At 41.8% G+C, this 14262-nt stretch carries 12 protein-coding genes; 11 read left to right on the forward strand and 1 reads right to left on the reverse strand.

The window, feature by feature from the left end:
• Positions 1–136 precede the first annotated feature (136 nt).
• On the forward strand, positions 137–1774 hold the full coding sequence (locus B2V92_RS19220; RefSeq protein ID WP_293311257.1) for a UxaA family hydrolase: 1638 nt from the start codon (positions 137–139) through the stop codon (positions 1772–1774).
• Between the two features lie 185 nt (positions 1775–1959).
• Complete coding sequence (locus B2V92_RS19225) at positions 1960–2742, forward strand: SDR family oxidoreductase (RefSeq protein WP_293311259.1); 783 nt, start codon at positions 1960–1962, stop codon at positions 2740–2742.
• Between the two features lie 95 nt (positions 2743–2837).
• Here B2V92_RS19225 and B2V92_RS19230 read toward each other — a convergent pair whose 3' ends face one another.
• Positions 2838–3467, reverse strand: coding sequence for a DNA-3-methyladenine glycosylase family protein (locus tag B2V92_RS19230; RefSeq protein ID WP_293311261.1), 630 nt, complete (start codon positions 3465–3467; stop codon positions 2838–2840).
• A 254-nt stretch (positions 3468–3721) separates the two neighbouring features.
• On the opposite strand from B2V92_RS19230, the gene B2V92_RS19235 reads away from it, so the two are divergent.
• From B2V92_RS19235 to B2V92_RS19275, 9 genes are all read left to right on the forward strand, one after another.
• The gene (locus B2V92_RS19235) at positions 3722–4540 is read left to right on the forward strand and encodes an SDR family oxidoreductase (protein WP_293311263.1); all 819 of its coding nucleotides are present in this window, start codon (positions 3722–3724) and stop codon (positions 4538–4540) included.
• Between the two features lie 6 nt (positions 4541–4546).
• Positions 4547–4849 carry an antibiotic biosynthesis monooxygenase family protein gene (locus B2V92_RS19240; protein WP_293311265.1) on the forward strand — a complete coding sequence of 101 codons (303 nt, stop codon included), beginning with the start codon at positions 4547–4549 and terminating at the stop codon, positions 4847–4849.
• Positions 4850–4864: 15 nt separating this feature from the next.
• On the forward strand, positions 4865–5788 hold the full coding sequence (locus B2V92_RS19245; RefSeq protein WP_293311267.1) for a helix-turn-helix domain-containing protein: 924 nt from the start codon (positions 4865–4867) through the stop codon (positions 5786–5788).
• Positions 5789–6112: a MazG-like protein gene (locus B2V92_RS19250; RefSeq protein ID WP_293311269.1), complete on the forward strand. Its 324-nt coding sequence runs from the start codon at positions 5789–5791 to the stop codon at positions 6110–6112. It begins immediately after the preceding gene.
• 55 nt (positions 6113–6167) lie between these two features.
• The gene (locus B2V92_RS19255; protein WP_293311271.1) at positions 6168–6845 is read left to right on the forward strand and encodes a response regulator transcription factor; all 678 of its coding nucleotides are present in this window, start codon (positions 6168–6170) and stop codon (positions 6843–6845) included.
• Positions 6846–8198, forward strand: coding sequence for a HAMP domain-containing sensor histidine kinase (locus B2V92_RS19260; RefSeq protein WP_293311273.1), 1353 nt, complete (start codon positions 6846–6848; stop codon positions 8196–8198).
• A gap of 513 nt (positions 8199–8711) precedes the next feature.
• Positions 8712–9977, forward strand: a complete 1266-nt coding sequence (locus tag B2V92_RS19265) for a TolC family protein (protein WP_293311275.1) — start codon at positions 8712–8714, stop codon at positions 9975–9977.
• Between the two features lie 5 nt (positions 9978–9982).
• Positions 9983–11071, forward strand: coding sequence for an efflux RND transporter periplasmic adaptor subunit (locus tag B2V92_RS19270; protein ID WP_293311277.1), 1089 nt, complete (start codon positions 9983–9985; stop codon positions 11069–11071).
• A gap of 27 nt (positions 11072–11098) precedes the next feature.
• Complete coding sequence (locus tag B2V92_RS19275; protein ID WP_293311279.1) at positions 11099–14227, forward strand: efflux RND transporter permease subunit; 3129 nt, start codon at positions 11099–11101, stop codon at positions 14225–14227.
• The last annotated feature ends 35 nt before the right edge of the window (positions 14228–14262 follow it).

Here is a 14262-nt window from a genome sequence, read left to right on the forward strand (position 1 = left end):
CCACAGATGCACACAGATAAACACGGATTTTTATATCTGTGTGCATCCTTTTTACCTCCCGATAAACCGGGACAAATTGTGGTTACTGATCATTAAAACCAGATGGTTACTTCAACAAGAAATACATATTAAATAGATGAAAAAATTAGTCATCAGGATTAATAACGCTGATAATGTTCTGGTAGCGTTACAGGATTTACCCAAAGGAACCGAAATCATACACGAAGGTATTAGCTATCTTACCGTAGATGAAATTCCGGCCAAGCATAAGTTTTTTATGCAGGATATGAAAGCCGGTGATGAGGTGATGATGTATGGTGTACTGGTTGGAAAAATCCAGTTTGAGGTAAAAGCCGGTATGCGCATGAGTGTTGAGAACACCAAACATGCTGCCGAGCCTTTTGCTTACCGTAATGTTGATTTTAAATGGGCAGCACCCGATGTAAGCCAATATGCCGACCGTAAATTTCAGGGTTACCACCGTAAAAACGGCGATGTAGGAACTGCTAATTACTGGTTATTTATCCCTACGGTTTTCTGCGAAAACAGGAATCTCGATATCATTAAAGAATCGCTATATGGCGAACTTGGTTATGCCGTAGATGCTCAATATAAATCGTATACGCACAAGCTTGTACAAGCTTACGAAAACGGCGAAAGTATCGATAACATCAGTTTCGAGCCCAAAGTAGATAAAGCCAACCGTACTTTTAAAAATGTTGACGGGATTAAATTCCTCACGCATAATGGCGGTTGTGGTGGTACCCGTCAGGATTCTGATACCTTAAGCAAGCTGTTGGCGGCCTATGCCAACCATCCCAATGTGGCAGGTGTTACAGTTTTAAGCTTAGGCTGTCAGCATTTACAGGTAGAAGATTTTAAACGCGACCTTTTAACGCTCGATGCCAATTTTGATAAACCCTTATTGATTTTCGAACAGCAAAAAACACAGAGTGAAACGCAATTAATCCAAAATGCAATCAAAAGCACTTTTGAAGGCCTGATGCTTATCAATAAACAAGAACGTACAGAAGCCCCTTTAAGCAAATTATGCGTAGGTGTAAAATGTGGCGGCAGTGATGGTTTTAGTGGTATTTCTGCCAATCCGGCTGTGGGTTACTGTGCCGATTTATTGGTGGCATTGGGTGCAAAGGTGTTATCGGCTGAGTTCCCCGAACTTTGTGGTGTAGAACAGGAAATGATCGACAGATCTGTAGATCAACCAACAGCTGAAAAATTTATCCGCTTAATGACCGAATATGATGACCTGGCGCACAAAGTAGGTTCGGGTTTTTACATGAACCCTTCGCCGGGCAACATTAAAGATGGTTTAATTACCGATGCGATAAAATCGGCCGGAGCGGCTCGTAAAGCAGGTTCCTCTCCCGTGGTTGATGTTTTAGATTATACCGAACCTGCTACTAAGCCGGGTTTAAGCCTGGTATGTACGCCAGGAAACGATGTTGAGGCTACTACAGGCAAAGCCGCTGCCGGTGCAACACTTATTCTGTTTACCACGGGTTTGGGTACACCAACAGGAAATCCGGTATGCCCTACCATTAAAGTGGCAACCAATTCGATTTTGGCCAAACGCATGAGCGATATTATTGATATTGATACCGGAGCAATAATAAATGGAGAAAAAACCATTACCGAAATGGGCGAAGATATCCTCGAATATTGCATTAAAGCTGCCAGCGGAGAAGAAATACCAAAAGCAGTACAGCTCAACCAGGACGATTTTATCCCTTGGAAAAGAGGAGTAAGCCTTTAGTTACATGGATAATGGATGAGGTAAAATGGAGGATGTAGTATAGAAAACCATCAAAACCAAGTCGTCATTTCGACTGAAGCGCAGTCCCGATGTTAAGTCGGGAGAGAAATCTATGCAACCAAACTCCCTCTATGCCCTCTGCAAAAAGCACTATGCTTAAATAAAAACAAAAATATCCCCCGAATATGAATTTAAATTTAGACGGAAAAATAATATTGGTAAGTGGTGGTGCAAAAGGCATCGGTGCGGCAATTGTGAAAGCTTTGGCCATCGAAAACGCATTTCCGATTATCATCGGCCGAAACGAAGAAGATAACCTGAAAATGCTTCAGGAGGTAAAAGATTTAGGTTTAAAAGCCGACTACTTTACAGCAGAACTTACTGCACCCGAAAGTTGCGAAACCATTGTTGATGCCATTCTGGCAAAATACAATAGAATAGATGGTTTAGTAAATAATGCAGGGGTAAACGATGGCGTTGGCCTAGAAAGTGGTACCTACGAAGCTTTTATGGAGTCGCTGCATAAAAATGTCGTACATTATTACCTTTTGGCTAAGTACGCCCTGCCTGCATTGAAAGAAAGTAAAGGTTCCATCCTCAATATCGGCAGTAAAACAGCGGAGACCGGACAGGGCGGAACATCTGGCTATGCGGCATCAAATGGTGCCAGAAATGCCCTAACCCGCGAATGGGCTGTAGAGTTATTACCGTACAGCATCCGTGTTAATGCCATTATTGTAGCCGAAGCCTGGACACCCCTTTACGAAAAATGGATCAATACTTTTGAAGACCGTGATGAAAAACTAAAAAGCATCACCGATAAAATCCCTTTCGAAAACCGGATGACAACTGTAGATGAAATTGCCAATACCGCTGTGTTTTTGTTATCGGATAAATCGAGTCATACTACAGGCCAGTTAATCCACGTAGATGGCGGTTATGTACATCTGGATAGGGCACTGTTATAAACACACATCCTCGGTCTGTGTCCTCACAGACCGAAACAAAAATTAATCTCAAATGGTCTGTGGAGACACAGACCATGGAAACACAGACCATCGCGTTACTTTTTCTTCCTTTCCTCTAAATAAACATGCCACAGCAGCATTACAGCAATGGTACGGTAAGGTTTAAATTGGTCTGCTACCGTCAACACTTCTTCTTTAATTACTCCGGCAGCCAAACCTTTTATTTTCTTTAATGAATTTACTGCAGCCAGATCGCCTATCGGGAAAACATCCGTATGATGTAGCATAAAAATAAGGTAAATATCAACTGTCCAATCGCCGATACCTTTAATGGTTTTCAGCTGGTTTCTGATAGCAGAATCGTCCATTGTTTCCATTTCGCGAAGAGACAAAGCACCGCTAATTATATTTTCGGCCAAATGACGGGCATAAACCGTTTTTTGCCGGCTGAAATAACAGTCCCTTAATTCCTGATCAGTAAGCAATAATAACCGCGCCGGAGTAATCTCTCCTATTTTTTCTTTCAGTTTGTTTAGCGTAGCCAATGCCGAAGCCAAAGACACCTGCTGTTCTAAAATAATGTGAACCAGCGATTCGAAAGTATTTGGCCTCGACCAAAACGGTGGATAACCATACCGATCTAAAATTGCCTGTAAATCCACATCTCTGCCGCCCGCTAAATCGCAGAGCTGATGAAAATTGGTCTGATCAAATGTTTCGAACATGGAGGTGGTTTTGTTCAAATATAATAACCTGAACCCGGTAATTATTTAATTAAAATACTCCTTCATAAACGTCTTAGCCAGAACGATTCGTCATGCTGAATTTATTTCAGCATCTTTTTAGCAAGAAAGACCCTGAGATAAATTCAGGGTGACGGCTGCTCGCCCGTCATTTCAGCTACAACATAACTCATTTTGGATCATCCGGCCCTTTTCGCATTACCCACCTTTGTGATGTAATATTTAAATCATTAAAAATGAAAACAATCTTCATCACAGGTGCATCAACAGGTTTAGGTAAAGCCACCGCAAAATTATTTCAATCAAAAGGCTGGAAAGTCATCGCTACCATGCGCAATCCCGAAAAGGAAACCGAATTGCAATACCTTGAAAATGTAAACCTCTTACCACTCGATGTAACCAATACCGAACAGATCGAAGCAACCATTACAAAGGCTATCTCCATGGGTAATATCGACCTCGTATTTAACAATGCAGGCTATGGTTTGGTTGGTGCTTTAGAATCGTATACTGAAACGCAAATCATCCAACAGATCGACACCAACCTTATTGGCGTATTACGTGTAATCAAAGCTTTTATCCCCTATTTTAAAATGCGTAAAAACGGTTTGTTCATTACCACTACATCCGTATGCGGTTTCTCTTCCAATCCCCTATCTCCGGTGTACAATGCCACCAAATGGGCTTTAGAAGGATTTAGTGAAAGTATTTCTTACGATCTTGCCCAGTTTAACATCGGAATTAAAACCGTAGCGCCGGGCGGCATCAAAAGTGATTTTGTTAAAGGCATGCAGGCTACCATTGATCAGGATTATGAAACGCTGAATAAAAGACTGGGCGAACTTTTCGCCGATGGCACACTTATCACCTTTACCGAAGCCGAACAAATTGCAGCAGTAGTATACGAAGCCGCAACCGATGGAAAAGATCAACTGCGTTATTTAGCCGGAGAAGATGCTAAAAAAATTGCCCAACAGCGCCTTGATCAAGGCAGTGAAAACTTCAGGATCAACCTACGCCAAACTTTAAATCTTAATGCACCCGAATTAAATTAAGAAAACATGAAAAAATCGGAAGCCGTAGAAATCACTACCTTTAAGTTAAAAAGTTATACCTGCCAGCAATTTATTGCTGCCAATAATGAAATAGACGATTTTTTGAAACGTCAGCCCGGATTTATCTCCAGAAGGATTTTTCAGAAAACAGACCGTACTGTTGTCGACATGTTGATCTGGGATACCGTAAAAAACGGCACCGAATCCATGCACCGATTAATGGACGAACTGAGCGAATCTGTTGTACACGATATGATTGACCAGAATACCGTAGAATGGAATATTAACCAGGTTGTACACCAGCTTTAACCATACATTTTTAATATGAAAAAGGAAGAACGTGCGCCCCAAAAATTCGATTCGATATCCGAACTGCACCGTGCATTGGGTTTGCCTAAACCATTACATCCATTGTTGAGCCTGGTTAACTATGCCGATATTACAACGCCTGTGGCCGAACTCCCAACCCTATTATTGCTCAGCTTTTATAAAATTTCTTACAAAATAAACCTGCAGGGCAAAATAAAATACGGACAGCACCATTACGATTTTGAAGAAGGCGGCATCTCCTTTGTATCGCCTAACCAGATCATTGCCGCAGCAGAAGATGAAAAAGATTATTCGGGCTACACTTTATTGATCCATCCCGATTTTTTAAGGAATTATCCTTTAGCCAAAAGCATCAACAATTATGGTTTCTTTTCTTATTCTGCAAATGAAGCTTTATACCTGTCTGAAAAAGAAAAAGCTACCATTTCTGAGGTTTTCGAACACATTTTACAGGAACTGAACAGCAGAATCGACGATTTTAGTCAGGATGTAATTATTTCGCATATTGAAGTGTTGCTCAATTACAGCAACCGTTTTTACAAGCGTCAGTTTATTACCCGGAAAGCGGCAAACCACGATATCCTTACCCAGCTGGAAGCTATTTTGAACCAATATTTCAATAATGAAAAAACACTCACCAAGGGGCTACCTACGGTTTCGTACCTGGCGGAAGTATTAAATCTTTCGCCCCGTTATCTCAGCGATATGCTCCGCAGCCTTACCGGACAAAATACCCAACAACATATCCATGATAAAATAATCGAAAAGGCTAAGGAATTTCTGGCTTCCGACAAATTAACGGTTGCCGAAGTTGCTTATCACTTAGGGTTCGAACATCCCCAATCGTTCAATAAAATTTTCAAAAAGAAAACCAATCAAACCCCGGTGGCTTTTAAACAGTCATTTTATAAAAATTAGATGAAAAATTTAGATTTAACAGAAATAAAAGAAAGATCGCTGGCACTCCGCGAGCGTTACCACGAACTCGAATTGTTACACCACGGCAGCAAATGGACGGTTGAAGAGGATGCGCTGGCTTTTCTTACCGATGCGGGCTTGGTTGGCAGGTTAACCATGTCGCAACAAGGGCGCTGGCCAAAAGGCGAACAAACCATTCCCGAACTCGAACATAAACTGGGCGAATGCATCTGGTGGCTAACCGTATTGGCCAATCGCATGGATCTCGATATCAATGAGGCAACTGCAAAATTCCTTACCAAAACTGAAAATCTGCTCAAATAATAGAAAGACCATCCATTTTAATCTTGTTTTAAGATGAGATGGTTACTTTTGTTACATGCTAAAGATTGGAATAGCTGAAGACGACCCTAAAATTGCCGCACTTTTAAAATCGGCACTCGAAGAAAACGATTATCAGGTACTTACCGTAGCCAATGGGATTGATGCGCTGGATCTTTTTTCGAGCGAAAGCTTTAACCTCCTGATTATCGATGTGATGATGCCCGGCCTAAACGGTATCCAACTTTGTAAACACTTAAGGGAAAATACGGTACAAACGCCAATCCTTATGCTTACCGCCATGGGTACCATTGATGATAAAGTTACCGGTTTAGAAGCCGGTGCCGACGATTATCTTGTAAAACCCTTCCACCTGAAAGAACTTTTGGCCAGAACTGCAGCACTTTTGCGCCGGCAACCACCTATTGAGGCTAAAACAGATCATAAATTCTATTTCGACGATCTGGTGCTTGATACCTACAGCAAAGAGGTAAGTCGCGGAGGTAAAATAATCGAACTCAGTGCGAAAGAATTTGTACTGCTCGAACTTTTTATGCGCAACCCCAACCGTTTACTTTCGAGGCAATTTATAGCTGAACAAGCCTGGGACATCAGCTTCGAAACCGGCACCAATGTAATTGATGTATATATCAATTTCCTGCGGAAAAAGATTGAAAAAGACTTTGAACGCAAACTTATCCATACCAAAATCAATATGGGTTATATCCTCAAATAAATGAAAATAAAGGACCGGATAGCGCTATATTTTACCTTGATCAGCACTTCGATGTTGTTTGCGGTGCTCTGTACGGTGTATTTTACCTTTATGAAATTTTTGGAGGCCGATTTCTTCGAACGCTTAACCGATCGTACCATGGTTACCGCCAAACTGTACCTCGAAGCCGACGAAATCAGTCGCGATGCGTTAAACACCGTACGCCATAAGTACCTCCAAAAGTTAAACAGTGAAGTGATCCGCGTTTACGATAAAAAAAACAGGGCCACCTTTATCGGCGATACTGCACAATACTGGACCCCGGCCACCATAGATGAAGTGCGCCGGAAAGGCCGTTTAAAATACACCGATGGCCAGCGACAGGTTGTAGGCATTTACTATAAGGATAACCAGGGCGATTTTGTGATCCTGGCCTCGGCCGACGATCAGGGCTCGCACAACAGGCTAAACAAATTGTTGAAGATCATGGTTTTTATCTTCATCCTCATTTCACTAATCGTATTGCTGTTAAGCCGCTGGGTTGCTCAGAAAATGCTGAAACCCTTGCAAAAATTCATGCTCGAAGTAAAACAGGCCGGATCGCAAAACATGGAATTTAGGGTAGAAGAAAACAACAATAAAGATGAAATTAACCTCATTGCACAAAGCTTTAACCATTTGATGGAAGAACTTGAACAGGCCTTTATTTTGCAGAAAACCTTTGTTGCAAATGCCTCACACGAGTTACGTACCCCCGTAACCCGAATCATGATGACCGCCGAACTTGCCCTGTCAAAAGAGCGGGATCAGGCTGCATATCAAAAAGTGATCGCCTCCATGCTCGAGGATGCCGAAAAAATGGAACACATTATTACCGGTTTAGTAGCCCTGGCAAAAATGGATCTTGATCTCATCAATTCGCAGCTTGTTCCTATCAAACTGGATGACCTACTTTCCAAAATCCAGACCGAATGGAAATCGCAAAAAAATCTTGATGTCAAGATCATTTATCAAAACCCAATTGGACCAAAACCTGAAATCCTGGCCAATGCGGTTTTATTACAGATTGCTTTGGACAATATCATTTCAAATGCATTTAAATTTTCGGATAACCAGGAAGTTAATGTTCTTATAGAATCCGTTGAAAATGATTTCCACATCCACATCACCGATCAGGGAGCAGGTATCTCTAGCGAAGATCAGGCAGATATTTTCAAACCTTTTTATACCCGCGCAAAAGCGCAGGGGCATCACGGCGAAGGCATGGGATTATACATGGCGCAGAAAATAATCGATCTTTTAAAAGGCGAAATAACCGTAAATAACCTTGAGCAAGGTGGCTGCACTTTTACGGTGAAGTTGAAACAACTTTAATTGCTACATTTTCCGCTAACGCTCGTTTCTAACGAGCGTTGAATAGTCTATCGTTTACAAACGATAAAATCGTGTAACTATTTATGCACTCGTTTGGAAACGAGCGCAAGCATGAAAACTTTAACCTGCACCCACAACTCTATACGAAAGTCGTCATGCTGAATTCATTTCAGCATCTTTCTTGCATAATAGACCCTGAAATAAATTCAGGGTGACGACCCGCGCTACTCCGCTAACGCTCGTTTCTAACGAGCGTTGAATAGTCTATCGTTTACAACGATAAAATAATGTAACTATTTATGCACTCGTTTGGAAACGAGCGCAAGCATGAAAACTTTAACTTCCACCCACAACTCTATACGAAAGTCGTCATTCTGAATTCATTTCAGCATCTTTCTTATAGACCCTGAAATAAATTCAGGGTGACGACCCGCGCTACTGCCCCTCCAACTTTAATCCCCTTTTAAGTCCGATTTAATCCCCCTTTAATCTAGCAGGGATAGTTTTGCTGATATGATAAGGATATCAACATTGCTCATTCTCTTTTTGACATTAACGGCGAAGATAACATTCGCGCAAAGCTATACATTAAGTTTAACCCTGAGCCAGGCCGAAAGCCTATTTTTAAAAAACAATTTCGACCTCCTGGCCAGCAATTATGAAATTGATAAGGCAAAGGCCGACATTATTACCGCCAAACTGTTCGAAAACCCCACTCTTGAATACGAAAACCTTTTCTACAACCACGAAACAAAGAAATTCCTGCAAACATCTTATGCCAACGGACAATATGCCGGATCTATTTCGCAATTGTTTAAGCTTGCCGGTAAGCGTAATAAAAACATAAAACTGGCCCAAACAGGGGTTAAACTCGCCGAATATGAATATTTCGACCTATTAAGAACCCTTAAATTCGAACTTGTTAATGCCTTTTACAAAACCTATTTCGCTGCGCAATCTGTTAAAGTTTATCAGGAACAGATCAACTCTACCGATCAGTTGCTAAAAGCTTACGATCTCCAGTTAAAAATGGGCAATGTTGCCGCAAAGGATGTGATCAGGATTAAATCGCTGTTGATCAACCTCAAAGCTGAACAAGCTGGGTTATTAAACGATTTGGAAGATAATTACAAAGATCTAAAATTGCTCTGTGGCCTAAATGCAGATGCTTCCATCTCATTGGTTTTAGATCATGCAGATCACTTGTCGCCCGATAAAATCCCTTACAGCGCGTTGCTCGATTCGGCAAGGGCCAACCGCGCCGACCTTAAACTGGCCAAAACCGACCTGCTTTATAACGAACGTAATTTAAAGCTGCAAAAGGCAATGGCTATCCCCGATATAGAAATTGGTCTGAGTTACGATCTTAAAGGCAATTACCCCGAAAAATATACCGGTTTAGGCATCAAAATCCCCATTCCGCTTTTCTCCAGAAACCAGGGCGAAATTAAAAAAGCACGGGTTGGCATAACCGCAGCCGGTGTAAATATTAAAAAGCAGGAAGCCCTTCTCGAGAACGAGGTATTTAACAGCTATAAAACTGCTTTGCGCAACGAAAAACTGTATGCAGAGATCGATCCCACATTTAGTACCGATTTTAATACGCTCATTTCGGGCCTGATCAAAAATTTCAGGGCAAGAAACATCAGCCTGATCGAATTTCTGGACCTCTACGATGCCTACAAAGAAAATACGCTCCAACTCAATAAACTCCAATTCGAAAGAATGAGCACCCGCGCTGAACTCAATTATGTAACCGGCTCTAACATTTTTAAATAATCCACATGCAAAACCTTTACAAAAGCACCATATTTATTGCTGCAACCACTTTAATTTTTGGATGTAGCGAACATAAAACGGCAGCTCCGGCCGAAAAATTTGCCATCACCGATTCATTGATCAACCGTTTGCTGATCGATACCGTACAACAGGCCAACAGCAAAACCGAACTGATGTTTTCGGCTAAAATTGCCGCAAACGAAGAGCGCCGGTCGGAACTTTTCCCAATGGTGAGCGGAACCGTTAACCGCGTTGGGGTGAGGTTGGGCGATCAGGTTTCGAGTGGACAAACGCTGGCTACCCTCACCAGTTCCGAAATGGCCGGTTTTGATAAAGAAGTAATTGCAGCCAATGCCGAACTTAAAAATGCAGAACGAGCTGTAAAACAGGCTGAACAGCTTTTCCAGAGTGGTTTATCATCGGCAAAAGAACTGGAAGAAGCCAAAAACGATTATCAGATCAAAAAAGCAGAAGTAAAAAGAGCTGCTTCGGTATTGAAACTCAATGGCGGTAGCAGCAGCGGATTATACGCCATCAAATCGCCCATAAATGGTTTTGTGATCGAAAAAAACGTAACCCAGAACATGCAGTTGCGTGGCGATAACGATAAAAGCCTCTTTACCATTGCCGACCTATCCAATGTTTGGGCCATGATCAATATTTATGAATCGGATATCTCGCGTGTTAAAGCCGGAGATGAAGTAAGTTTATCTACCCTATCCTATCCAGATAAAGTTTTTAAAGGCAAAATAGAGAAATTATACAACCAGGTTGATCAGGACAGCAAAGTAATGAATGCCAGGGTGGTGATCCCAAATCCGGGTTTCCTGCTAAAACCGGGTATGCTCGGAACAGTAAAGGTTTCGGCAAATTCGGCCATTGATCTCCCTGTTTTAAACTCCAGAGCGGTTATTTTCGACGAAAACAAAAATTATGTACTCGTTCTGGGCGCAGATCATAAAGTGAGGATCCAGGAAATCGAAATCGGGCGCAAAACGGCAGATAAAACTTACATCAGCAAAGGTGTACAGGCCGGCGACCGCATTATTGCCTCCAAACAGGTTTTCTTATTCGAAAGTCTGAAAACACAATAATTTCTTTTCACCCCCTAGATTTCAAAAATGAATAAATTCATAAAAAGCATTATCGGCTTTGCACTGAAGAATAAATATTTCATCTTTTTTGCCACCTTTATCTTAATCCTGGCAGGTTATTTAAGCTTCAAACATACCACTATCGATGCCTTTCCCGATGTAACCAATACCAACATCACCATTATTACCCAATGGCCGGGCCGCAGTGCCGAGGAAGTGGAAAAGTTTGTAAGCAGGCCTCTGGAAATTGCCATGAACCCCACCGAAAAACGGACCAGTATCCGTTCTTCCTCCCTATTTGGTTTATCCATCGTAAAAGTAAGTTTCGAGGATGACATAGATTATGCCGAGGCACGCGTACAGGTAAATAACCACCTCGACGAAGCCGATCTGCCCGAAGGGATCCAGCCCGAAGTACAGCCTCCATACGGACCAACCGGAGAAATTTTCCGTTATACTTTAACCAGCGATAAAAAATCGGTCCGCGAGTTAAAAACCCTGCAGGATTGGGTCATCCAGCGCGAACTTTTGTCTGTTTCGGGCATTGCTGATGTTGTGAGTTTCGGTGGAGAGGTAAAAACCTATCAGATTACTGTTGATCCGCAGAAAGCCATCCAATATGGCGTAAGCGCAACCGAACTGTTCGAAGCCGTATCCAAAAGCAATATCAATGTGGGCGGCGATGTTATTGTGCAGAGCGGCCAGGCTTATGTAGTGCGCGGTATCGGCGTGCTCAATAATATCGACGAGATCAGGAATGTGGTGGTCGATAACATCAATGGCACACCCGTTTATGTAAAAACCATCGCCGATGTAGCCGAATCGGCCTTGCCTCGATTGGGTCAGGTTGGCCGCGATAGGGATCCTGATGTAGTTGAAGGCATTATTGTAATGAGAAAAGGCGGTAACCCCAGCGAGGTAATTGCTAGGCTGAAAGAAAAGATCAATACGATAAACAGCACCATTTTACCCGATGATGTAAAAATAAAACCCTTTTATGACCGCGAAGACCTTGTAAATTATTCCGTACATACCGTAATGGGTAATATGCTCGAAGGGATTTTATTCGTAACCCTCATCGTATTCCTGTTTATGGCCGATTGGCGCACCACTTTAATCGTTTCGATCATTATCCCATTGGCATTACTTTTTGCTTTTATCTGCCTCAAATTAAAAGGCATGCCGGCCAATCTTTTATCAATGGGCGCAATCGATTTCGGGATTATTATAGATGGTGCCGTGGTAATGGTTGAAGGTATTTTTGTGGTTTTAGATGCGAAAGCCAAAAAACTGGGGATGGAAAAGTTCAATAAAATGAGCAAGCTCGGTTTCATTAAAAAAGCCTGTCTCGAAAATGGAAAAGGCATTTTATTTGCCAAACTGATTATCATTACCGGTTTACTTCCTATTTTCACTTTTGAGAAAGTGGAAGGTAAAATGTTCTCGCCACTGGCCTGGACACTCAGCTTTGCCTTATTGGGCGCTTTAATCTTAACCTTTACCCTGGTACCGGCCATGGCCAGCGTACTGTTGAAAAAAGACGTAAAAGAAAAACACAATATCTTTTTAGAATGGATTACCAAAGCCACTCTTAAATTTTACGATGTATGTTTCAAAAAAAAGAAACTCGTTTTTAGCATTTCCATAATTGTTCTCCTTTTGGGGGCCTTTAGTTTTAAATTTTTGGGTACCGAGTTTTTGCCAAGTTTAGATGAAGGTTCCATTTACGTACGCGCCACTGGCCCTTTGAGTATTTCATTGGATGAAACCAAAAAACTTTCGAACGAAATGAGGAAGATTTTTTTAAGTTTCGAAGAAGTAAAACAGGTCATGTCGCAAACCGGCAGGCCAAACGACGGAACCGATGCCACGGGTTTTTACAATATGGAATTCCACGTAGATATTTATCCGCGCAAAGAATGGAAACGAAAACAAACCAAAGAACAGCTGATTGAGCGAATGCAGGAAAAACTGAAGAGTTTTCCCGGCATTAGTCTTAATTTTTCGCAGCCCATTTCCGATAACGTAGAAGAAGCCGTTTCAGGAGTAAAAGGTTCGATTGTGGTAAAATTCTTTGGCGAAAATTTCGAATACATCGAACAGGAAGAAGAAAAAATAGAAAGTATTTTAAAAACCGTTGATGGCATCGAAGATCTGGGGATTTTAAGAAATCTTGGTCAGCCAGAACTCCAGATCAACCTTGATCAGAAAAAAATGGCACTTTATGGGGTAAGCACAGCCGATGCCAATGCCGTTATCGAAATGGCTATAGGAGGTAAAGCTGCTACGCAGATTTATGAAGGCGAGCGTAAATTCGACCTCATTATCCGTTATCCCGAAGATTTCAGGAACGATGAAAGTTCGATCAGTAAATTACGTGTACCTACCCTATCCGGATCGAATGTGCAATTGGGTGAAATTTCGAGCATCCGTAAAATTACCGGTCCGAGTATGATTTACCGCGATAAACACAAACGTTATGGTGCAATCAAATTCTCCATCCGCGGCAGGGATATGGGTAGCGTAATTGCCGAAGCACAGGAAAAAGTAAATGCAAAAATAAAATTGCCACAGGGTTATCAGCTTGAGTGGGCCGGTGATTTTGAAAACCAGCAAAGGGCAATTGCGCGTTTATCGCAAGCCGTTCCGGTAAGTTTATTGCTCATCTTTTTTATCCTGTTTGTACTTTTCGGTAATTTCAGAGATGCTTTATTGGTGTTAAACAACGTTCCTTTTGCCATGATTGGCGGTATATTGGCGCTGTTGGCCGCTGGTGTAAACTTTAATATTTCTGCAGGGATTGGTTTTATTGCATTATTTGGTATCTGCGTGCAGAATGGAGTGATCCTGATTACCCGTTTCAAAACAAACATTGCCGACCTGAAGCACCACCCCACCTGGACCTTTACCGATGCCATGCGTGATGGAATTGCCAGCAGGTTCAGACCGGTATTGATGACAGCTTTAATGGCAGCCATTGGTTTAATGCCCGCAGCACTTTCTACCGGAATCGGGTCAGAAGCATCAAAACCATTGGCCATTGTGGTTATCGGCGGATTGATTACCAATACTTTATTTAACCTTTTTGTTTATCCGATTGTATTTTATTGGTCGTATAGGAAAAAAGTAGATAGAATGATGCCTAAAACAAGCTAAAATTTAAATAAATAAGTCGTCATCTCGAGCGGAGT

Source organism: Pedobacter sp. UBA5917, assembly GCF_002432345.1.
Lineage (GTDB): Bacteria > Bacteroidota > Bacteroidia > Sphingobacteriales > Sphingobacteriaceae > Pedobacter.

Bases quoted from the DNA above. Each gene is read 5' to 3' on its own strand.
- B2V92_RS19220 (WP_293311257.1), top strand. From the start codon at position 137: ATGAAAAAATTAGTCATCAGGATTAATAACGCTGATAATGTTCTGGTA.
- B2V92_RS19225 (WP_293311259.1), top strand. From the start codon at position 1,960: ATGAATTTAAATTTAGACGGAAAAATAATATTGGTAAGTGGTGGTGCA.
- B2V92_RS19230 (WP_293311261.1), bottom strand. From the start codon at position 3,467: ATGTTCGAAACATTTGATCAGACCAATTTTCATCAGCTCTGCGATTTA.
- B2V92_RS19235 (WP_293311263.1), top strand. From the start codon at position 3,722: ATGAAAACAATCTTCATCACAGGTGCATCAACAGGTTTAGGTAAAGCC.
- B2V92_RS19240 (WP_293311265.1), top strand. From the start codon at position 4,547: ATGAAAAAATCGGAAGCCGTAGAAATCACTACCTTTAAGTTAAAAAGT.
- B2V92_RS19245 (WP_293311267.1), top strand. From the start codon at position 4,865: ATGAAAAAGGAAGAACGTGCGCCCCAAAAATTCGATTCGATATCCGAA.
- B2V92_RS19250 (WP_293311269.1), top strand. From the start codon at position 5,789: ATGAAAAATTTAGATTTAACAGAAATAAAAGAAAGATCGCTGGCACTC.
- B2V92_RS19255 (WP_293311271.1), top strand. From the start codon at position 6,168: ATGCTAAAGATTGGAATAGCTGAAGACGACCCTAAAATTGCCGCACTT.
- B2V92_RS19260 (WP_293311273.1), top strand. From the start codon at position 6,846: ATGAAAATAAAGGACCGGATAGCGCTATATTTTACCTTGATCAGCACT.
- B2V92_RS19265 (WP_293311275.1), top strand. From the start codon at position 8,712: ATGATAAGGATATCAACATTGCTCATTCTCTTTTTGACATTAACGGCG.
- B2V92_RS19270 (WP_293311277.1), top strand. From the start codon at position 9,983: ATGCAAAACCTTTACAAAAGCACCATATTTATTGCTGCAACCACTTTA.
- B2V92_RS19275 (WP_293311279.1), top strand. From the start codon at position 11,099: ATGAATAAATTCATAAAAAGCATTATCGGCTTTGCACTGAAGAATAAA.